This window comes from Aminobacter sp. HY435, assembly GCF_027568395.1.
In the GTDB taxonomy this organism is placed as follows: domain Bacteria; phylum Pseudomonadota; class Alphaproteobacteria; order Rhizobiales; family Rhizobiaceae; genus Aminobacter.
This window is the reverse complement of sequence record NZ_JANKZL010000004.1, coordinates 391,188-410,237: the sequence shown is the minus strand read 5'-3', so window position 1 is coordinate 410,237 and position 19,050 is coordinate 391,188. Positions and strand designations below refer to the sequence as shown.

General features: G+C 64.3%; 21 protein-coding genes. 11 read left to right on the top strand and 10 right to left on the bottom strand.

The annotated features are described in order from the left end of the window. Positions 1-61: 61 nt before the first annotated feature. Entirely contained in the window at positions 62-466 is a 405-nt protein-coding gene (locus PCJ21_RS06790; protein WP_269930612.1) for a hypothetical protein, read from the bottom strand. 195 nt (positions 467-661) lie between these two features. Then, entirely contained in the window at positions 662-874 is a 213-nt protein-coding gene (locus PCJ21_RS06785) for a cold-shock protein (protein WP_006202520.1), read from the bottom strand. A 431-nt stretch (positions 875-1,305) separates the two neighbouring features. Between PCJ21_RS06785 and PCJ21_RS06780 the strand changes: the two genes are divergently transcribed. After that, positions 1,306-1,728 (top strand): Kazal-type serine protease inhibitor domain-containing protein, encoded by a 423-nt coding sequence (locus tag PCJ21_RS06780; protein ID WP_269930703.1) that lies wholly within the window; start codon positions 1,306-1,308, stop codon positions 1,726-1,728. A gap of 60 nt (positions 1,729-1,788) precedes the next feature. Here the strand turns inward: PCJ21_RS06780 and PCJ21_RS06775 are convergent, their stop codons facing one another. Continuing rightward, positions 1,789-2,082 carry a hypothetical protein gene (locus PCJ21_RS06775; protein ID WP_269930611.1) on the bottom strand — a complete coding sequence of 98 codons (294 nt, stop codon included), beginning with the start codon at positions 2,080-2,082 and terminating at the stop codon, positions 1,789-1,791. A gap of 129 nt (positions 2,083-2,211) precedes the next feature. Further along, positions 2,212-3,105, bottom strand: coding sequence for a DMT family transporter (locus tag PCJ21_RS06770; protein WP_269930610.1), 894 nt, complete (start codon positions 3,103-3,105; stop codon positions 2,212-2,214). A gap of 322 nt (positions 3,106-3,427) precedes the next feature. Between PCJ21_RS06770 and PCJ21_RS06765 the strand changes: the two genes are divergently transcribed. Continuing rightward, positions 3,428-3,721, top strand: coding sequence for a GYD domain-containing protein (locus PCJ21_RS06765; RefSeq protein ID WP_269930609.1), 294 nt, complete (start codon positions 3,428-3,430; stop codon positions 3,719-3,721). A 69-nt stretch (positions 3,722-3,790) separates the two neighbouring features. Here the strand turns inward: PCJ21_RS06765 and PCJ21_RS06760 are convergent, their stop codons facing one another. Continuing rightward, complete coding sequence (locus PCJ21_RS06760; protein ID WP_269930608.1) at positions 3,791-4,576, bottom strand: polysaccharide deacetylase family protein; 786 nt, start codon at positions 4,574-4,576, stop codon at positions 3,791-3,793. Positions 4,577-4,864: 288 nt separating this feature from the next. On the opposite strand from PCJ21_RS06760, the gene PCJ21_RS06755 reads away from it, so the two are divergent. The 4 genes from PCJ21_RS06755 to PCJ21_RS06740 all read left to right on the top strand — a co-directional run bounded on the left by PCJ21_RS06755 (position 4,865) and on the right by PCJ21_RS06740 (position 8,515). Continuing rightward, complete coding sequence (locus PCJ21_RS06755) at positions 4,865-6,475, top strand: alpha/beta hydrolase (protein WP_269930607.1); 1,611 nt, start codon at positions 4,865-4,867, stop codon at positions 6,473-6,475. A 174-nt stretch (positions 6,476-6,649) separates the two neighbouring features. Next, positions 6,650-7,321 (top strand): class I SAM-dependent methyltransferase, encoded by a 672-nt coding sequence (locus tag PCJ21_RS06750; protein WP_269930606.1) that lies wholly within the window; start codon positions 6,650-6,652, stop codon positions 7,319-7,321. A gap of 84 nt (positions 7,322-7,405) precedes the next feature. Then, positions 7,406-7,975, top strand: a complete 570-nt coding sequence (locus PCJ21_RS06745; RefSeq protein WP_269930605.1) for a helix-turn-helix domain-containing protein — start codon at positions 7,406-7,408, stop codon at positions 7,973-7,975. Between the two features lie 6 nt (positions 7,976-7,981). Then, on the top strand, positions 7,982-8,515 hold the full coding sequence (locus PCJ21_RS06740; protein WP_269930604.1) for a GNAT family N-acetyltransferase: 534 nt from the start codon (positions 7,982-7,984) through the stop codon (positions 8,513-8,515). Between the two features lie 48 nt (positions 8,516-8,563). Here the strand turns inward: PCJ21_RS06740 and PCJ21_RS06735 are convergent, their stop codons facing one another. Further along, complete coding sequence (locus PCJ21_RS06735) at positions 8,564-9,376, bottom strand: DUF2182 domain-containing protein (RefSeq protein WP_333474388.1); 813 nt, start codon at positions 9,374-9,376, stop codon at positions 8,564-8,566. Between the two features lie 23 nt (positions 9,377-9,399). After that, positions 9,400-10,044, bottom strand: coding sequence for a DUF1326 domain-containing protein (locus PCJ21_RS06730; RefSeq protein ID WP_269930602.1), 645 nt, complete (start codon positions 10,042-10,044; stop codon positions 9,400-9,402). 335 nt (positions 10,045-10,379) lie between these two features. Between PCJ21_RS06730 and PCJ21_RS06725 the strand changes: the two genes are divergently transcribed. From PCJ21_RS06725 to PCJ21_RS06715, 3 genes are all read left to right on the top strand, one after another. Further along, positions 10,380-10,988 (top strand): TetR family transcriptional regulator, encoded by a 609-nt coding sequence (locus PCJ21_RS06725; RefSeq protein WP_269930601.1) that lies wholly within the window; start codon positions 10,380-10,382, stop codon positions 10,986-10,988. 52 nt (positions 10,989-11,040) lie between these two features. Next, positions 11,041-12,168: an efflux RND transporter periplasmic adaptor subunit gene (locus PCJ21_RS06720; RefSeq protein ID WP_269930600.1), complete on the top strand. Its 1,128-nt coding sequence runs from the start codon at positions 11,041-11,043 to the stop codon at positions 12,166-12,168. Positions 12,169-12,272: 104 nt separating this feature from the next. Then, complete coding sequence (locus tag PCJ21_RS06715) at positions 12,273-15,419, top strand: efflux RND transporter permease subunit (RefSeq protein ID WP_269930599.1); 3,147 nt, start codon at positions 12,273-12,275, stop codon at positions 15,417-15,419. 190 nt (positions 15,420-15,609) lie between these two features. On the opposite strand, the gene PCJ21_RS06710 is transcribed toward PCJ21_RS06715, so the two are convergent. After that, a complete protein-coding gene (locus PCJ21_RS06710) occupies positions 15,610-16,821 on the bottom strand; it encodes a diaminopropionate ammonia-lyase (RefSeq protein WP_269930598.1) in 1,212 nt (403 codons plus the stop codon). A gap of 104 nt (positions 16,822-16,925) precedes the next feature. Here PCJ21_RS06710 and PCJ21_RS06705 point away from each other — a divergent pair, with 104 nt between their 5' ends. Then, positions 16,926-17,402 (top strand): Lrp/AsnC family transcriptional regulator, encoded by a 477-nt coding sequence (locus tag PCJ21_RS06705; RefSeq protein WP_269930597.1) that lies wholly within the window; start codon positions 16,926-16,928, stop codon positions 17,400-17,402. A gap of 75 nt (positions 17,403-17,477) precedes the next feature. Here the strand turns inward: PCJ21_RS06705 and PCJ21_RS06700 are convergent, their stop codons facing one another. Continuing rightward, positions 17,478-17,909 carry a VOC family protein gene (locus tag PCJ21_RS06700; RefSeq protein WP_269930596.1) on the bottom strand — a complete coding sequence of 144 codons (432 nt, stop codon included), beginning with the start codon at positions 17,907-17,909 and terminating at the stop codon, positions 17,478-17,480. Positions 17,910-18,114: 205 nt separating this feature from the next. On the opposite strand from PCJ21_RS06700, the gene PCJ21_RS06695 reads away from it, so the two are divergent. Beyond that, positions 18,115-18,618 carry a hypothetical protein gene (locus tag PCJ21_RS06695; RefSeq protein WP_269930595.1) on the top strand — a complete coding sequence of 168 codons (504 nt, stop codon included), beginning with the start codon at positions 18,115-18,117 and terminating at the stop codon, positions 18,616-18,618. Between the two features lie 63 nt (positions 18,619-18,681). Here PCJ21_RS06695 and PCJ21_RS06690 read toward each other — a convergent pair whose 3' ends face one another. Continuing rightward, positions 18,682-18,948, bottom strand: coding sequence for a hypothetical protein (locus tag PCJ21_RS06690; RefSeq protein ID WP_269930594.1), 267 nt, complete (start codon positions 18,946-18,948; stop codon positions 18,682-18,684). Between the last annotated feature and the right edge of the window lie 102 nt (positions 18,949-19,050).

Below are 19,050 nucleotides of genomic sequence, written 5' to 3'. Positions count from 1 at the left end.
CGCCGCCGCTGCAGGCCGCGCCGTTGCTCGATTTCGAGCGATGTCGAAAAATTTGTACGGCTCAGTATTCGCAGTAGCGGATTGGGCCGATCTGGATACAAGCGCCTGGCCGCGGACGGTACGGATCATACCTGTTGTAGACCTTTACCCGACAATTGGTCCCGATATGGCGGTGCGGGACGTTGCCGTAACGTGGAAGGTAGTGGCGGCGCACCTCGCGGTGGCAGTCCCTGGCCTGCGGCGGCTGGACCGGGATCGGATGGCAGTCGGGCCGGCGGTGGCGATGGTACATGGTGCGACCATATTCGGGCACGAAATGGCGCTGGACGTCACCGTGGCAGGCGCGAACCTGTACGACCAGGCTGTCATCGAGTTGCGGCAGGTCGCCGGCAGGCATTGCCGAGGCAGGGCCGCCAAATAGGCCCGCGGCCAACAACGCCGCCCCAAGAGATTTGAGGATTTTCATGCGTGTCCTCCATCGGTGCGGAGAAAATGCAGTCATTCTCTCGCGCTTCGGAGTCATGCCATGAAACTTTTGGCCAAGCCAGTGCGGTAATCTTGGCTTTATATTAGTAATATCTAAGATAAACTGGATCACCAAAAGCAAAGGGCGCGACGGTTGCCCGTCGCGCCCCTTGTTCATGTGGCAACCCGGCGAGGATTAAGCCGCGCGGAGGTTGACCGCCTTGGGGCCCTTGCCCATGCGATCAGGCTCGACGTCGAAGGTGACCTTCTGGCCATCAACGAGCGTGCGCAGGCCTGAAGCCTCGATAGCGGAGATATGGACGAATACGTCCTTGGCGCCGCCATCCGGCGTAATGAAGCCGAAGCCTTTGGTTGCGTTGAAGAACTTTACGGTACCGGTCTGGGCCATTGGGAGAACTCCTTCACCCGTTCAGTGGTCTGTACCTGCCATCCGCCTGGCGTCGGCGGCAAGTCGGTGGTTTGCTTGGCGGTCATGCATTCGCGCACGCTAAAACCCCCCGCCGAGTCACGGGGCCGTCAGAGATTCACAGTATCGGGGAAAGGGTCGTGCAAAACGTTCCAGTCTCCGGGTCAGCAAACGCCCGAACAAAGACTATATTGCATGGAAGCGCGTAGGTTGCAAGATGTCGCAGCGGTCGAGTGTCACACGCGCCAAAGTGGCATGAATATAGGCGACTCGCCATTTCGGCCCTGGCCATTTGTCGTCAATGGATGGCAGTGCAGGCGGTGGGGGATTGCTTTCGCGCGGAGAATTGCGAGGATCGAATCGTCGGCGGGACCGTTGTTCCGCCCAATACCGGGGTAAGAGGGAAGACTCCAATGAACTTGCCGGCTAGATCTCTGCTCCGCAAAGCGGCGCTGGCTTCGCTGATTTCTGTCGTGTTGGCGTCCTGTACCGTGGTGGTTGACGAAGGCCCGGGCCCGCGCCCGCCGCGTCCCGGCCCCGGGCCGCAGTTCTGCACGCGCGAATATGACCCGGTCTGCGCACGGCGCGGCGACGATCGTCAGACCTTCGCGAATGGCTGCATGGCAGAGGCTGCGGGATATCGCATCATTCGCGGCGGCCAATGCCGGGGCGACAATGGTGGTTGGGACGGCGGCAATGGCGGCGGCAATCCGCAGTTTTGCACCAGGGAATACCGGCCGGTTTGCGCCCAGCGCGGCGGTTCGCTGCGGACGTTCCCGAATGCCTGCGAGGCGGATTCCGCCGGCTTCCGGGTTGTCGACCGCGGCCCTTGCTAGTCTCGCGGGCTCAGGCCTGTCCGGCGGTGGCCCGGACAGGCAACTGGGCGCGCTTGGGCTTCAGGAGGACTGCCGGACCTCGCGGATCTGGCAGTTCGGCCCGACATGGCGATGACGCAGCATCACGCCATTGACGCGGTGCGTGCGAACGTCGCGATGGCAGTCGACCGGCCTGTTGGACTGCTCGTCCTGGCTCTGGACCAGGATCGGTCTGCATCTGCCCTGCCCAGCATCTCCGCCGCACGTGTCTGTTGCGGGCGAAGGCTGATGCCGCTGCACGGGATTGGGCTCGGCGATTGCGGGTGTGGCCGATGCGGCGAGGGCAAATGATAGAAATGCGATCTGCAGGTTCATCTGTTGCTCCGTTGGCAGCCAGTTGTCCGTAAGATCGCGTTGCCGCTTCACGCTTGCAATGGGTTGTCCGCATGGCTGGCTGAACTTGACCGGGCAGGGTTAGCGCATCCTTGCCAGGTCGTGGCCACGTCAGCGCAGGAAGATCAACGCCATGCCCGCAACGACCAGGGCCGCGCCGGCCCAGGCGCCGTTGGCCGGGCGTTCGCCGGTCCGTGCCCAAAGCATCGGCAAGATGATGACCGGCGAGGTGGCCGAGAGCGTCGAGACGATGCCGACCTTGCCGCCGGACAGGGCGAACAACAAAAGGGTCATGCCGATGGCGAGTGCGATGATGCCGGTCAGCGCTGTCAGGGCGGCGATTTTCCACGTCAGCGGTCCCTTGGGCTTGACCGCCGGAATCGGCAGCTGGATCAGGACCGTCAGGCAAGCGGCAGCCACGCCGACACGCAGCATCGAGGCAACGAAAGGATCGATGCCCGTTTCCATGACCGGCCGCGCGATGATCGAGCCGACTGCCTGGCCGGTGGCGGCGCCCAGGCCGAGCGCCACGCCGATCCACAGCGGGCCCTTGATCTTCTCCCATTCGTGCAATTGCGACCGGCGCTTGCCGAACAGGATCGCAAGGACGACACCGGCGACGGTCAGGGCAATGCCGGCGACAGCACTTGCCGACAGGTCTTCGCCCAGGGCGAGCCAGCCAAGCAGGGCGGCAATCGGGGCATTCAGCGCAAACAGGATTCCCGAGCGGCGCGGGCCGACGCGGTTGAGGGTGGCAAACAGCAAGGTGTCGCCGATGAAGATGCCGATCAGGCCCGATAGCAGCAGCGGACCCGCATTGGCGATGTCGATCTGCTGCCAGGTGCCGGTTGCAAGCACATAGGCGCCAAGCAGGCAGGTGACGAAGACCTGGCGCAGGCGGTTGAAGGCGAGCGCGCCGAGATGGCCGGCAGGGCCTGCCGAAATCAGGCCGGTCACGGCCCAGCAGGTCGCCGCACCAAGTGCTGCAAGTTCGTGAACGGGCATGCGGGCTCGCTGATGATTGGTCGATGAACGCGCCGCCGTCGGAGTGCGACTCGGCTGGCCACACTCTAGGGCGATGGCTTGCTGCGCTCAACGGCGGGGGCTTGGCACACAGTTCGGTGATCTGCGGCCCAGACGTGCACAAATGCCCGCACTATTCCAACTCGTCCCGGCACGGGACCGGCGCAGCGTCATAGCTCCTATGACCTATGCCGAGTTGCCTTTGCGCCTACATTCACGACCAGCCAGGCATGTTAGACTGCGGGCGGGAGACACGGCGGCAACGCCAACGCGCCCGTACGCCTCCTCAACCACGGAGGATGAAATGGCATATTATGTTTTCCTGGCGAATTTCACCGATCAAGGCGTGCGATCGGTGAGGGAGTCACCGAAACGCGCGGAAGCCTTCAAAGCGATGGCCGACAAATGCGGGGCCAAGGTCCATACCCTGTTGTGGACGCTCGGCAAGCATGACGTCGTCAGCGTCATCGAGGCGCAAGACGACCTGACTGCCACCGCGGTCAGCCTGTCGCTTGCTGAACTGGGCAATGTGACCACGCAGACGCTGCGGGCCTTCGACGTCCAGGATATGCGCAAGATCGTAGACAAAATGGTCTGAACGGGCCTGACAGAAGGGGCGGAGGCCTAGCCTTGCCTATGCCAGCCTCATCCGGCTTCCGCCCTCTGTCTAGTTCAGCGGATCGTAGTCCGGTATCTGCCCGAACTTGTATCCGCGCTGCTTCAGGCCCTGGATGAGCGCTGTCAGATTTGCCGGCCCGTTGAACGTATCCTGAAACATTTCGTCGTGCATCAGCAGGATCAGCCTGTTTGGCCTGACAAATCGAACCTTGCCGCCAAACAGGTGGTCGATCTCGCTGATCATCGTCTTGACGCTCTGCACCGGCTTGCCGGTGCCGTCATGGACCCATTCGTGGTCCCAGCCGTAAAGCCAGAAGCCGGTGGCGGCGACAAACTCGTAGTCCGGCTCCTCGATGCCAATCTCCTTGCGGTCGATCGAGAGGTCGTTGGTTGAAACATTCGGCAGCCGAAACACGTTGCGGCCGGGAAGCCTTGCGTGAGCGGGCATTTCGAGGCCCAGAACGGCGTTGGCCCGAACCATGTCGGCAACAACGGCTTCGGTATCGGCGTAGAATTTGCGGTACTTGTTGTAGGCGTGGCTGTAGCTGTGGTTGCCCACCGTCACCAGCGGCATGCTCCTGGCTCGGGCGACAAGCGCCTTGCTTTCCTGATTGGAACTGGCGTGCAGACCGACCATGAACATGGTGGCGGGCACGTTTTCAGCTTCAAGCACGTCAAGAACGTTCGTGGTGCCGTTGAGCGGACCGTCGTCGAAGGTCAGGTAGATCGTGCGGTCTGCCGCTTGCGCCGGCCAGCAAGCCAAGACGAAAGCAGTCAAAAGCCAGACGATAACCATGCCTGACGCGGTGACGCCGTGCCTTTTGCTTGCTGCCATCAACATCGTCGCGCCTGTTCCTCCGCCACCCATCACCGGCGATATCGGTATCCTGTCATGGCCGGCTGTGCAAAGGGCGACAGTTGGGACCTGTGTTTTTCGACGCCACGCATGGCTGGCCGCGTGCTGCGCCCTCGTTGATCGGCTTCCGGCCCTCGTGCGCGCGGCAGCGAGAAGGAGCTGAAAAGCCTGGTTGTCGACCGGACCCGCGTGTCCGGATGCGCTTCGTTGACCAGGCGGGCACAATCGGCGAAGATGACTTCTTCGGGTGATCAGCGATCCAGCAAGATGAGCGGCTCGAACGGCGACGGAGCGAGGAGGCAGACGACCAAGGCGTCACGCATCGCTGGCGTCGCGCTGATCGGATTCTGCGCCGGAACATCTCCGGCCGCCGCGCAGGACGCCACCTACCACTTCAAGGATACACCGATCGACTGGTCGGCCTGCCCCGATCCGATGATCGAGGGACTCGAGTGCGCCGCCTACGCGGTGCCGCTCGACTACAGGAAAGCCGACGGTCCGACGATCGAACTGGCTCTGCGACGCATGCCGGCCCGGGGCGGCGCGGCGAAGGGCATTCTCTTCTTCAATCCCGGTGGCCCCGGCGGCACCGGCAGCGTCCAGTTTCCGCAGTGGTACGGCCAGTTCCCAGTCGCGGTCCGCCAGTCCTTCGACATCGTCAGCTGGGACCCGCGCGGCATCGGGGAATCAACGCAAGGACGGTGTTTCGACAGCGCAGACAAAGAAGCCGCCCTGCTCGGAGGCCTCGGAGCGTTTCCAACCACTTTCGCCGAGCAGAAGGCCTGGAGCGACGCCTACGCGGCGTTCGCCAAGGCGTGCGCCGCGAACGCGTCGGAAATCCTCGCCCACGTCTCGACCGCGGACACCGCCCGCGACCTCGAACAGCTGCGCATTGCAACGGGGGGCGCTCCGCTCAACTACTGGGGCGTGTCCTATGGCACCTTCCTCGGCGCCACCTATGCCAACCTGTTTCCGGAGGCCATTCGCACGCTGGTGCTGGACGGCAACCTGTCGCCGCTGGCGTGGACCGCGGATGGCGATCGGAACCCGCAATGGACGCTCGGCGACCGGGTCGGCTCGCCCGAGCTGGCGAGTGTGTTCCAGCATTTCCTGCAGCTCTGCGCGGCGGCGGGGCCGGACCGGTGCGGGTTCGCCGCCGCCAGCTACGACCTGACCCGGCAGAAATGGAACGACCTGCTGAACCGCCTGAGCGAGGGGCCGATCGAACTCAAGTCGGGCGCCGGCGCCCGTACGATCACCCTCAACACCCTGGTCGGCCAGATTTCCGATGGCATGGACATCGTCTGGGCGGTTCCGGGCGCCAACGGCTGGGCGTCGGTCGGTCATGCGCTTCAGGCGATCCACGAGGCGGGCGCCGCGACGCCGGGCGCTCCCCATGCCGGAACGGGGGACCCGGCCGGTTCCAAGCCCGCCGCGTACGACGGGGCCGAAGGGGCGATCGCCGTCATGTGCGGAGATGCGCCCGCCGTGAGCCTGGAGCGCTTCCCGACGCTGTCGTCGGAGGTCATGCTGCGGTCGGGCTACTTCGGCCTGTCGACCTCTTATGCAGAGTTCTCCTGCGCGGCCTGGACGATCGACGCGGCCGATCCCTATCCGGGGCCGTGGGATGCCCCGCTGAGCGCCGCGCCCCTCGTCGTGAACACCACGCACGATCCCTCGACGCCGATGCAGAACGCCGAAGCGATGGCCGACCTGTTGCCCGGGGCGGTCCTGTTGCGCGTGAACGGGTACGGCCACACGTCCCTGCTCAACCAGAGCACCTGCGCCAATGACCTGATCGCAGCGTATCTCGTCGACCAAAAGTTGCCCCCGCCGAACACGTGGTGTACGCAGGACCGGCAGCCCTTCGAGGACTAGAGAAAAGCTCAGCCGTTGGCGTTCCGTGGCTGGAGACGGCCAAGGTCATCCAGCCTTACATCGCGCGTTCGTCGATGACGGGAATGGTCGGTCCAGCCATTCCCAGCGGTTACCAAGCGTCAAATTTTCACCACTAGATGTCGACGCGTCATTGCTGAGGTTCAGGACCGGAAATTGAATCACCAAGGCACCAGCCAGGACAGACAGTCGGAAACCGCTGATTTCATCCTCGACAACTTGCACGTGGTGGCCGTGCCCTCGGCCCCCCAAATCCGGCTCTATGCGGCTCATCCCGGTAGCGGGCTGTGGCGGCTTTGGCCCGATGACGAGGGCGACGATCCGCCGCCGCCCTATTGGGCCTATCAATGGGCCGGCGGACTGGTGCTTGCGCGGCATTTCCTGGAGAGACCTGACACGGTGAGGGGACGGCGCGTGCTCGACCTCGGCGCCGGTTCCGGGCTGGTCGGCATCGCTGCGGCGATGGCGGGTGCGAGCGCAGTGCTTGCCGCCGAGGTCGACCGCAACGGCGTGGCCGCGATCGGGCTCAACGCGACGCTGAACGGTGTCGACGTAACCGCCGTCAGCGGCGACCTGACCGGCGGTCCCGCGCCTGAAGTGGATATCGTTGTTGTCGGCGACCTGTTTTACGACGCCGATCTTGCGGAGCGGGTGACCGCCTTTCTTGACCGCTGCGTCGCCGCCGGCGTCGAAGTGCTTGTCGGAGATCCGGGACGGGCGCATCTGCCGCATGCACGGCTTCAGCTGGTCGCCGAATATGCGGTGGCCGATGTCGGCACCGGCCATGCCGCGACGACAAAACCGAGTGCCGTGTTTTCGTTCGGGTAGGCACCGCGCTCTCGCATCGGATTCTTGGATGAGGGCGGTGTCAGCGTCTTGACTCATTCTCATATATGAGAATATTTCTCGCATATGGATGAAGCTTCGAACCACGACAGCATCGATCGGCGTATCGCCCAGCGGCTGCGGTCGCTCAGGGCCGAGCGCGGCTGGCCGCTCGATGAACTTGCCAAGCGCAGCACGGTCAGCCGGGCAACGCTGTCGCGGCTGGAAAACGCCGAGGTCAGCCCGACTGCCAGCGTGCTCGGCAAGCTGTGCGCCGCCTATGGGCTGACCATGTCGCGGCTGATGCACATGGTGGAAGGCGCGTTCGCGCCGCTGGTGCGCCGCGACGTCCAGCCGCTCTGGTCCGACCCCGAAATTGGCTTTCGCCGCCGCTCGATTTCACCGCCGGCGCAGACGCTGGCCGGCGAGGCGCTGGAATGCGAACTCGATGCAGACGTCAGGATCACCTATGACGCGCCGCCGCGGCCGGGGCTCGAGCATCATCTGGTGCTGGTCGAGGGGCAACTCAGCGTGACCGTCGACGGCCAGGCCCATGAGCTTAGGCCCGGCGACTGCCTGCGCTACCAGTTGTTCGGGCCAAGCGCCTTTACGACGCCGCAACAGGCGGGCGCGAAATACATTCTCTTTGTTGTGTGAGGCATCATGACCATCGCCATCTCGATTTTCTCGGCCGACGACATCGCAAGCCATATCGGCGAGCTTGGCGCGCTGCTGCACGCCTGCGTGCATGACGGCGCGAGCATCGGTTTCGTTGTGCCCTATGGCCAGGCCGAAGCAGAAGCGTTCTGGCGTGACAAGGTGTTGCCGGGCGTGCGCGCGGGGACGCGGATCATGCTGGTGGCGCGCAAGGACGGGCGGATCGCCGGCACGGTGCAGCTCGGCTGCGATACCATGCCCAACCAGCCGCACCGTGCCGACGTCAACAAGCTGATGGTGCATCCCGACTTCCGGCGCCAGGGCATCGCGCAATTGCTGATGCGGGAGCTCGAGGTGCTGGCGCGGGGCCGAGGGCGCAGCCTGATGACGCTGGATACGCGTACCGGCGACAATGCCGAACCGCTCTACGCCGCATTGGGCTACCGGACTGTCGGGGTCATCCCGGACTATGCGCGCGATCCTTTCGGCAGCGACCGGCTCGATGCGACGACGGTGATGTACAAGCTATTAGCCATCTGATTGAGCACGATCTGATCCGGCAATCGATGCGCGACCTTCGGTTCAGACTCATGCCCAAAACAGCGTCCAGGCACCCGCGACGATCAGCACAGCGCCGGCGGCCCGCGACAGCAGGCGGCCGGGAACGACGAGCTTTTCCAGCAGGATGAAGACGGCGATCGCCGCCACCCAGAGCAGGTTCATGATGCCGACGACGAACAGGATCGCCATCAGCGCCCAGCAGCAGCCGATGCAGTAGATGCCGTGCTCCGCGCCCAGGTTCATCGCGCCGCGCGGGTCCGGGCGGAAGCCGCCATGGCGCATGATGAACTGCAACGGGCTCTGGCAGGCCGACAGGCAGACGTCCTTGAGCGGCGTGCACTGGTAGACGCCGGCCGCGATGAGCACGAAGCCGCCGAGCCTGGTGCCGATGCCGGTCATCGGTGTCAGCAGCAGGGCGCTTTCGAGCGCCCATTGCGCTGATGTGGCGAGCATGGAGAAAGCCGTCCAGGCGAGCAGATAGCCGGTGGCGAACCATGCGGTGGCGGCGAAGGGCTTGCCGCGTGAGCCAGCCTGACGCGCCACGCCGGCATAGATGAGCAGCATCGGCGCCACCGAAGGCAGCATCATGCCGACCATCATGATTGCCCACATGGCGAACATGAAGGCGAAATCGCCAGCGCTCCAGCCGCTGATGGCAGGGGCGAGCGTGGTGCCCATATCCATGCCGGGCATGGTCATCCCGGGCATGGTCATTCCGGGCATGTCGGCGCCCGCAGGCGGCAGCGCCCCCATGTACGCTGCCAGCCAGATCACATAGGCCCACGCCAGCGCTGCAACGGCAACGGCGGCGCCGAGGACGACGGCCCGGTCTCGTCTCAATATCAACTCGAGGCGAGAGGTGCTCATTGGGTTGGGCGGACGACCCCGCTTTCAGTCATGTGCATGTGGGCGAAATGCGCATGCGCGTCCTTGAGGTCGAGTTCGATCGCGCCAGTGGTCTTGCCCCAGCCGCGCCCGGCTTCGGCGACCGTATATTCGAAGCCGTTGGGAAGGTTGATGCGAGCCCGGTGGGGCTGTGATGTCACTGGGTTCAGGATCGGCTCGCCGCGGGCTTCCATCACGCCGGGAATGTTCACGCGGGCGGTACGCCCGTCGATATCGACCTGAATGTCGATCTTGGCGAATACGGGGTCGTGGACCTTCTCGAACGTCGTCGAAAAGACCTGGAAGAACGTCGCGCCCGGCTCGGTGTCCTCGCCGCTCATGATCCGGAGCAGCGCTTCCCGTTGCTCGGGCGTCGCCCGTTCGTCGACGATCGCGACAACCTGGCCGTGGCCGTGATGGATGGCGCCGGGCCAGGCGACGATCATGGCTATGCGCAGGCCATCGAGCCTGGTGGTGCCGTGATGACCCTGCTCGATATCGATCGCGCCAATCGCGCAGCAGTGGCCTTGGGTGGGTAGCGCATTGAACTGGCACGGGCAGCCATAGGCGCAATTGCAGTGCAGGAATTCACGTCCCTTGAGTGTCCATTTGACGGCCGGCATCTTCACCTCCTTGCGTTTGCAAGCTCGGCAAGTCGTTTACGGGTTCATTCCGTTGGCCGGGTAACAGGCACAGCGGAACGTTCGGCACCGTCCCCAGAAGCCAGGCACTGTAGCAGAAAATGGCGGTTGCCATAACCTGCCTGGAGCGTTTGCCGCCTGCCAGTCTCCGGGGCGACGCCCAAGGGCTGCGTCGCCGTAAGACGGGCTGGCAGGCTTCCCGGTCGATGGCAGCTTATGTCAGTTTTTGCGGTGCAGCGGATTGACGGCGGACGGATAAAGTTTTACGACTGACGAAATTAGAAATTCGTCAGTCGTCAACTTGAGCGGCCCGAGACATGAACGATGTAGCTGAAAGCCCCGTGGATCTGGCGCGACAGGAGACTGTCGGGCGTATTCTCGATTCCGCCGAACGGCTGTTCAGGCACTACGGCTACACCAAGACCAATGTCGCCGACATCGCCCGCGACCTCGGCATGTCGCCGGCCAACATCTACCGCTTCTTCGCCTCCAAGGTCGAAATCCACCAGGCGATCTGCGGCCGCATGCTCGGCGCGGTCTATCAGTTGGCCTGCGAGATCCTGCGCGCCGAGGGCAGCGCCAGCGATCGCTTGCGCAAATTCATCTATGCCCAGCACAACCTGACCGTAGAGACCATGCTCGACCAGGAAAAAGTGCATGAGATGGTCATCGTTGCGCTGGAGCGCGACTGGCATGTCATCGAAAAGCACATCGACCGTCTCCACGACCTCATCGCCGAGGTGATCCGCGAGGGTATCGCGGCGGGCGAGTTTGCCGACCAGGATCCGCAGATCGCCGCGCGCTGCTTTGGCGCTGCGACAGCTACGCTGTGCCACCCGCAGATGGTGTCGCAGTGCGTCAACAAGCCCAATCGGGCGACGTTCGAGGAACTTACGGACTACGCCCTCAGGGCGCTGAAGAAATAGCCGAGGCCCACGGGCCGACATCCAGATCAATAGACAACCGGGAGTGCGAACGATGATTTCGTTCAAGACCTTCAATGCGAACCTGCGTCCTCTTGCCAGCCTGGCTCTGGTGACGCTGCTTGGCGTTGGCCTTTCCGCCTGCTCCGAAGCCAAGACCGAGACAATCGAGGCGATCCGCCCCGTCAAGGTTGTCGAGATCTTAGGTGCCGGCAAGACCCGCGAGCTCGACTATTCGGGCGTCGTCAAGGCGCGCACCGAAATGAACCTTGGCTTCCGGGTCGCCGGCAAGATCACCGAGCGCGCCGTCAACATCGGCGACAAGGTCAAGCCGGGCGACCTGCTCGCCCGTATCGATGCGACCGACTATCAGCTTGGCGTGAGCACGGCCGAGGCAAATCTCCAGGCCGCGGAAAAGCAGGTCGAGACGGCGCGTCTCTCAGACGAGCGCGCAGCACAGCTTTACGACAAGAAATTCGCCTCCCAAGCGCAGCGCGAGCAGGCGGCATTGGTCTACAAGCAGGCGTCGTCGCAGCGCGACGCGGCATTGTCCTCGCTGCGCCAGGCCAGGAACCAGGTCGGATATGCCGAGCTCAGGGCCGACCAGAGCGGCATCGTCACGTCGGTCAGCGCCGACACCGGCCAGGTCGTCGGCGCCGGAACGCCGGTCGTTGCAGTTGCCGTCGACGGTGACAAGGAAGTGCAGATCGCGGTTCCGGAGCTGGAGATCGCACAGTTCCAGCAGGGCAAGCCGGTCAAGGTCAGCTTCTGGTCCGACGCCAAGCTGGTGCTCGACGGCAAGGTTCGTGAGGTCGCCGGCAGCGCCGACCCGCAGTCGCGGACGTTTTCGGTGCGTGTCAGCCTGCCGGACGACGCCCGCGTGCTGCTTGGCATGACTGCCGGCATCCAGGCGTCGGTCGACAGTGGCGAAAAGCTGGTGTCGATCCCGCTCAGCGCGCTGGCCAAGCAGCAGGGCAAGCAGATCGTCTGGGTGGTCGAGCAGGGCGACGACACCGTGCATGCCCGCGACATCAAGGTTGCCGATTTCGTCGACGACGGCGTGCAGGTGACCGAGGGCTTGCGGCCGGGCGACCTGGTGGTTGCCGCCGGCACCCAGTTCATGACCGAGAACCTGAAGGTCAGGCTGCCCGAGCAGCGCGCCGCGGCCAACGCCGCAAACTGATCGCCTGACCAGTGCCTGACGCGGCGCCGAAGGCGCCGCCATCAACCTGAACCTGCGCATGCCTGGTGCCGGTACGGCCGGCATGCGCCAATGGAACCACGGCCATGGACACTTCCAGCCAGGAAAAGAAACCGTTCAACCTGTCGCGCTGGGCAATCGGGCATCCGAGCATCGCGCGCTTCCTGTTCGGGCTCATCATCATCACCGGCGCGCTCGGGCTGATGCGGATGGGCCAGAGCGAGGATCCTGATTTCACCTTCCGCGTCATGGTCGTGCAGGCCATCTGGCCCGGCGCGTCGATCGAGGAGATGCAGGACCAGGTCGTCAACAAGATCGAGCGCAAGCTCCAGGAAACGCCGCATCTCGACTGGGTGAAGTCCTACACCCGCGCCGGCAGCGCCATCATCACCGTGCAGGTCAAGGGCGACACCGATGCGAGCGAGGTGAAGGACGCCTTCTACCAGGTGCGCAAGAAGGTCGGCGACATCTCGGCCGAGCTGCCGCAAGGCCTGATCGGCCCGTTCTTCAACGACGAATTCGGCGACACCTTCATCACGCTGCATTCGATATCCGGCGAGGGGTACAGCTATCCCGAGCTCAAGCAGATCGCGATCAAGGCGCGCGACATGCTGCTGACGACGCCGGGCGTCGAAAAGGCCGTCATCCTCGGCGACCAGCCGCAGCGCATCTATATCGACGTCTCGTCCAAGGCGCTCGCCGAGCGGGGCCTGACGCTCAACGACTTGCGCAACACCATCGCCGGACAGAACAACATCGATCCGGCGGGCGCCGTCGACACCGGCTCGCATTCGGTGCGCATTTCAGTCGAAGGCGATCTCAGCAAGGCCGACGATATCCGCGAACTCAGGCTGCGCGCCGGCAACCAGGTCACCCGCCTCGGCGACATCGCCACCGTGACATCAGGCCTGGAAGACCCTTACCAGCGCAAGTTCCGCTACAACGGCCATGACAGCGTCCAGGTCGGCGTGGTGATGGCCAAGGGCTTCAAGGTCACCGACGTCGGCACCGCGGTCGAGGAGACTTACGAGCGCTTCGAGCAATCGCTGCCCTACGGCGTCTCGGTCGACCAGATTTCCAACCAACCGGAAGTGGTGACCGAAGCCATCGGCGAATTCATGAAGGCGCTGATCGAGGCGCTGCTGATCGTGCTTGTGGTGTCGTTCCTGTCGATCGGCTGGCGCTCAGGCCTGGTCATCGCGATCACCATACCGCTGGTGCTCGCGGCTACCTTCGCCATCATGTACCAGTTCGGCATCGACCTGCAGCGCATCTCGCTGGGCGCGCTGATCATCGCGCTCGGCCTTTTGGTCGACGACGCCATGATCGTGGTCGAGATGATGGAGCGAAAGCTCGAGGAGGGGCTGGTCAAGATCGAGGCGGCGTCCTTTGCCTATTCGTCGACGGCGTTCCCGATGCTGACCGGCACGCTGATCACCACTGCCGGCTTCATTCCCGTCGGCTTCGCCGAATCCACGGCCGGCGAATATGTGCGCTCGCTGTTCTTCGTCGTCGGCATCGCGCTCGTGACGTCATGGTTCGTTGCGGTCTATTTCACGCCGTGGCTCGGCTACATGATCCTCAAGGAGCGCAAGCACGCCGGCAATCATCACGACGTTTTCGACACGCGCTTTTACCGCCGCCTGCATTCGACTGTCGCATGGGCGGTGAGGCATCGCGTCATCGTGCTTGCCATGACGCTGGTCACCTTCTTCGGCTCGCTGTTTGCGTTCCAGTTTATCCCGCAGAACTTCTTCCCGCAGTCGTCGCGGCCGGAAATCCTGGTCGACCTCTGGCTGCCGGAGGGCACCAGCATCAAGGAGGTCGAAAAGCAGGCCGAGGCGCTGGAAGCGAAGATGATGGACGATCCCGACAAGAAGTTCATCGCCACCTTCATCGGCGAAGGCGCGCCACGCTTCTTCCTGCCGCTCGACCAGCAGCTGCGCAACCCGAACTACGCCCAGCTGCTTGTCATGGCCAATGACGAGCCGGCGCGCGAGCGGCTGATCGTCAAGCTGCGTGCCATCCTGGCCGAAGACTTCCCCTCGGTCCGCGGCAAGGTCGACCGCCTCTTCCTCGGGCCGCCGACCGGCTGGCCGGTGCAGATGCGCATCATGGGTCCCGACCGGGCCGAGGTTCGACGCATTGCCGACCAGGTGAAGGCGAAGTTCGCCGAAAACCCGGATCTGAGCGCCATTCATGACGACTGGCTGGAACCGGTGGCAGGCATGCGGCTGGTCGTCGACCAGGACCGGGCGAGGGCGCTCGGCGTCTCCTCCCAGCGCATCCGCCAGATGCTGCAGGCCACCATGTCGGGCGCGCCGCTGGACGATTTCCGCGACGGCGAGGAAACGGTGTCGATCGTCGCCCGCGAACCGGAGGCCAATCGCCACCTGCTGTCGGCGGTCAACTCGGTCTACATCCCGACCGACTTCGGTGGGTTCGTACCGCTGTCGCAGGTGGCCAAGGTCGAGCCGGTGCTCGAGCAGGGCATCGAATGGCGGCGCGACCGCCTGCCGACAATCACCGTGCGAGCGACGCTGCCCGACCATATCCAGCCCAACGACGTGGCGATGAAGCTGTTCAGCGATCTCAAGCCTTTGCGCGACAGCCTGGCTGCTGGCTACAAGGTCGAGATCCAGGGCGGCGCGGAAGACGCGGCCGAAAGCCAGGCTTCGATCGCCGCCAAGGCACCGGTCATGCTGCTCGTCATCGTGCTTTTGCTCATGGTGCAGCTGCAGCACTTCGGCAAGGCGATGCTGGTGCTGGCGACAGGCCCGCTCGGCATCATCGGGGCGGCGGCGGCTCTGCTGATCTCGGGCGCGCCGTTCGGCTTCGTCGCCATCCTCGGCGTGATCGCGCTGCTCGGCATCATCATCCGCAACTCGATCATCCTCGTCGACCAGATCGACCAGGACATCGCGGCGGGCATGGAGCGGTCCGAGGCGATCATCGGTGCAGCGGTGCGCCGCTTCCGTCCGATCATGTTGACGGCGATGACGGCTGTGCTGGCGCTGATCCCGATCTCGCGCGGCGTATTCTGGGGGCCGCTCGCCTATGCGATGATGGGCGGCATCCTGGTGGCGACTGTACTGACCATCCTGGTGCTGCCGGCCGGCTATGCGCTGTTCTTCGGCAAGGAGCCAAAGGGCAAACAGGCCAAGCCCGAGGCAGAGGCAAGCCACGACAACATCGCCGAGATCGCACATCCCCACGCGCTGGCGGCGGAATAGACGCCTTCAAACAAGGCAGCCGCCGCTCTCGAAGCGGCGGCTGCCTCGGTTTCCGATAGACACCGGCGTAGCGGTCGTACGGTTCAGGATCGGCCGTCATGGCGGTGCGCTTTCTGGGCAGGGACCAAGGGGGTCTTGCGATCCAGCAGATGCGCCTAGATGTCTTCGACGCCTGTCTCCAGAGATGAGCCTATTTGGCTGCGATGGCGACGGGGTTGGCGGTGAGGTCAGCCGGGCTGATGCCAACCAATTCACGGTAGCGCTCTGGGTCGGTCGCGCCTTCGGTGACGATGAGCAGCACGCGCGAGGCAGAATCCAGCCCTATCGCGGCGCGCATGTCCGGGTCGCGGGCAGCACGAAACAGGCCGGCCATTCCGGCACCGCCGCTTTCGCCGGCGACGACCACCGGGTCGTGGCCGAGCGGGCGCGCGAGACGGTTCATCACCTCGACCGCATCCTCGTCCTCGACCGTCATGAACGCATCGGCCGCGCGCGCCAGGATGCGCCAGGCGAGCGGCGACGGCTCGTAGCATTCGAGCATCGCCATGACCGTCGGCTCGCCGTGCTGCAGCTTGACCGGCTGGCCCGCGCGGGCGGTCTCGAAGATGCAGGCGGCGCGCGCCGGGTCGACGACGACGAAGGTCGGACGATCCTCGCCGAAGCGGCAGGCAAGATAGGCGGCGGTCGCCGCGGCGATGCCGCCGACGCCTGCCTGCACGAAGACATGGGTCGGTGTTTCAGGCAGTTTTTCCAGGACCTCGCGGGTGATCGCCGTATAGCCCTGCATGACCATGCCGGGAATGCGCTCATAGCCTGGCCAGGAGGTGTCGGAGACAACGGTCCAGCCGTTGGCCTCGCAGACACGCGCCGCCTCCGCGACGGAATCGTCATAGGTGCCGGCGACGCGGACGATCTCGGCGCCAAAGCGGGCAATCGCGGCGATGCGCGCGTCGCTGACCCCGCCATGGACGAAAATTACCGAACGTGCGCCGACGAGCTGCGCGCCCTGCGCGACCGAGCGGCCATGATTGCCATCGGTGGCGCAGCCAAAGGTCATGGCGGCGGAGATCTTCGCCACCTCGGGATCGTGCAGCTCGGCGATGTCGACCGCGCGACCGAGCTTCTCAGCGGCTGCCTCCTGGACCAGGCGCATCACCGCATATGCCCCGCCCAGCGCCTTGAAGCTGCCGAGGCCGAGGCGGTAACCCTCGTCCTTGAGGTGGATGGCGCCGACACCGAGGTTTCGGGCGAGTGCTGGCAGGGCGCGCAACGGCGTCGGGCGATGATCAGGCCGATTGGCCAGGAACGCCTCCACCGCCTCGGCGGCCGCGATGCCCAGGGTTTCCGCATCTACCGCCGACAGCGGCTGGCGATGTTCGGCTTGCTGGTTGCGGATAAGCATGATGCGAGGCTCCAGATTTTCTGGCTGCATTGTTATTGCAGAGCGGGCGAGAAATGCGCTCTATTGTTCCGGCATTGGTGCAATTTTGTTTCGTTGGGCTGACTATGAACAAGCGTGGCGTGGAGCTCGATCCGTTCGACCTTGGCATCCTTGAGGTCCTGCAGCGAAACAACGCCACGCCGCAGCGCGAGATCGGCGAAGCGGTCAATCTCTCCGCACCGGCCGTGCAGCGCCGCATCAAGCGCATGGAGGAAACCGGCGTGATTGGCGGCAATGTGGCTGTGGTCGATCCCGACAAGGTTGGCCGGCCGATCACCATCATCGTCGAGATTGCCGTCGAGAGCGAGCAGATCGGCCTGCTCGACGCCGTCAAGGCCAGCTTTGCCGCCGCACCGGAAGTGCAGCAATGCTATTACGTCACCGGCGACGCGGACTTCGTGCTGATCGTGACGGTGGCGTCGATGGCGGAATACGAGGCGCTGACGCGGCGGCTGTTCTTTGCCAACCCGAACATCCGGCGTTTCCGCACTCTCGTCGCCATGGACAGGGTGAAGGTCGGGCTGACTGTGCCGCTGGGCTAGCGCAAATCCAGATGCAACGGATTCGGTACGGTCATGGAGCCCGCCCGCGTGGAAGCGGACGGGCTCGTGGAAGGACTACTTCTTGACCGGCGCGTTCATCGCCCAGGCAACGCCGAACGGATCGCGCACCTGGCCCCAGCGGTCGCCCCAGAACATCACGTCGAGCGGTACTACGACCTCGCAGCCTGCCTCGACCGCACGCTTCCACCAGGCGTCGATGTCGTCGCCGAGGATGAGCTGCATGGTGTAGCCCTGGGCCTTCTCGTGCGGATGCCCATGCTCGGGGTAGGCGTCCGACAGCATCATCGACGAGCCGTTGATGTAGAGATGCACGTGCATCGTCCGACCGTGTTCGTCCGGCGGGATGGCAAACGCCGTCTCCGCACCGAAGGCGCGCTTGTAGAATTCCGCTGCTTTGAGGGCGCCTTCGACCTCCAGATAGGCTACGAGGCCGCCAAGGACCTTCGGGGCTGGGTAGTCGACGGGCTGTGCAGTTGCTTCGGACATGTCTTTCTCCGTTTTCCTGAATGGTGCCAAGCGCCGCCGCATGAGGCCGCGCCATCTAGAGTGCCATGGGCAGGGGCCTAGAAGGAATTCTCCGCATCAAGGCGTCCCACCTTCAAGACGAACGACGAGGACCGGAGCCGACATTTCAGTCAGGATTATTTTCTGCCGCCGGGCCGCTGGCGGCGCGGTTGCGGCGCAAAGGCGCGTGATTTCACTTTCAAATGGCCTTCTGGCGAAACGAACTTGCGCCTGGGAACACGGAACAGAGCGCACTTCTCGCGGCTTCGGTTCTATCCATGAGGCTTGCACGTTTTCTGAAATGACGCCGGAGCCACTTTGCCGTCAGTTTGTATTGCTGTTGGTGTTGGACGTACTGCTTGTCGACGTGCTGGTGCTGGTCGACGAACTCGTGCCGGTATTGCCTTGCGAGTCGGTATCGCTGGAACAGGACCCGTTCGAGCAACTCCTCGAACGCGACCTCGAGCTACTGGTCGACTTCGATACCGTCACCGACTTGCTGCCGACGAGGATGGGGCCAGCCGCAAGTGTCGCCAGGTCTGCCGGTGTGAACGGAAGCTGCGCGGCCTCGACGGTGGTGAGGCCTGCCGCCGCGCCGAATACGATTGCTGCAATGGCGATTTCGCCAAGACGTGCCATGGCTCGGGCTCCCAATCTACCGCCGCACGGGCGGCAGCCATCCGGCATTTGAACACCCTCGCCGGGCGGGCGTGAATTCGCGAATTGGAGCTAGACAGTCTGGTTTCGTGCGCGCTCAGTGATGGCTCAGGGCGGCTGGTCGGGCCGGCCGTTCCAGCAGTGGATCGAGGTTCAGGGTCACGCCTGTCGGTGCGCAGAACACCGCACCCGGCACATGGCCGCTTTCGGTCAGCGCGAAGCGAACGGCGGCTTCCTTGTCGGCGAAGATGCCGCCAACCATGCCGAGTTCGTCGCTGACGACCCAGTGGCCGTCGGTGTCGCGGCCGACCATGAAGCGGTGGCAAGCCGCCACGGGGTGGATGTCGCGAGCAAGAGTTCCCATTGTCTGGTGCCTTTCCTGATTGCCTGACGGCAGACTGCGCAATGCACGCGTTGCCAGAGCGCCGTGCGTCCGAATGGACGCACAAAGGACGCTCCAACTTAC

What these genes read in the sequence shown, in the direction of transcription:
- PCJ21_RS06790 (WP_269930612.1), bottom strand. Translation starts at nt 466, where the DNA reads ATGAAAATCCTCAAATCTCTTGGGGCGGCGTTGTTGGCCGCGGGCCTA.
- PCJ21_RS06785 (WP_006202520.1), bottom strand. Translation starts at nt 874, where the DNA reads ATGGCCCAGACCGGTACCGTAAAGTTCTTCAACGCAACCAAAGGCTTC.
- PCJ21_RS06780 (WP_269930703.1), top strand. Translation starts at nt 1,306, where the DNA reads ATGAACTTGCCGGCTAGATCTCTGCTCCGCAAAGCGGCGCTGGCTTCG.
- PCJ21_RS06775 (WP_269930611.1), bottom strand. Translation starts at nt 2,082, where the DNA reads ATGAACCTGCAGATCGCATTTCTATCATTTGCCCTCGCCGCATCGGCC.
- PCJ21_RS06770 (WP_269930610.1), bottom strand. Translation starts at nt 3,105, where the DNA reads ATGCCCGTTCACGAACTTGCAGCACTTGGTGCGGCGACCTGCTGGGCC.
- PCJ21_RS06765 (WP_269930609.1), top strand. Translation starts at nt 3,428, where the DNA reads ATGGCATATTATGTTTTCCTGGCGAATTTCACCGATCAAGGCGTGCGA.
- PCJ21_RS06760 (WP_269930608.1), bottom strand. Translation starts at nt 4,576, where the DNA reads ATGGCAGCAAGCAAAAGGCACGGCGTCACCGCGTCAGGCATGGTTATC.
- PCJ21_RS06755 (WP_269930607.1), top strand. Translation starts at nt 4,865, where the DNA reads ATGAGCGGCTCGAACGGCGACGGAGCGAGGAGGCAGACGACCAAGGCG.
- PCJ21_RS06745 (WP_269930605.1), top strand. Translation starts at nt 7,406, where the DNA reads ATGGATGAAGCTTCGAACCACGACAGCATCGATCGGCGTATCGCCCAG.
- PCJ21_RS06740 (WP_269930604.1), top strand. Translation starts at nt 7,982, where the DNA reads ATGACCATCGCCATCTCGATTTTCTCGGCCGACGACATCGCAAGCCAT.
- PCJ21_RS06730 (WP_269930602.1), bottom strand. Translation starts at nt 10,044, where the DNA reads ATGCCGGCCGTCAAATGGACACTCAAGGGACGTGAATTCCTGCACTGC.
- PCJ21_RS06725 (WP_269930601.1), top strand. Translation starts at nt 10,380, where the DNA reads ATGAACGATGTAGCTGAAAGCCCCGTGGATCTGGCGCGACAGGAGACT.
- PCJ21_RS06720 (WP_269930600.1), top strand. Translation starts at nt 11,041, where the DNA reads ATGATTTCGTTCAAGACCTTCAATGCGAACCTGCGTCCTCTTGCCAGC.
- PCJ21_RS06715 (WP_269930599.1), top strand. Translation starts at nt 12,273, where the DNA reads ATGGACACTTCCAGCCAGGAAAAGAAACCGTTCAACCTGTCGCGCTGG.
- PCJ21_RS06710 (WP_269930598.1), bottom strand. Translation starts at nt 16,821, where the DNA reads ATGCTTATCCGCAACCAGCAAGCCGAACATCGCCAGCCGCTGTCGGCG.
- PCJ21_RS06705 (WP_269930597.1), top strand. Translation starts at nt 16,926, where the DNA reads ATGAACAAGCGTGGCGTGGAGCTCGATCCGTTCGACCTTGGCATCCTT.
- PCJ21_RS06700 (WP_269930596.1), bottom strand. Translation starts at nt 17,909, where the DNA reads ATGTCCGAAGCAACTGCACAGCCCGTCGACTACCCAGCCCCGAAGGTC.
- PCJ21_RS06690 (WP_269930594.1), bottom strand. Translation starts at nt 18,948, where the DNA reads ATGGGAACTCTTGCTCGCGACATCCACCCCGTGGCGGCTTGCCACCGC.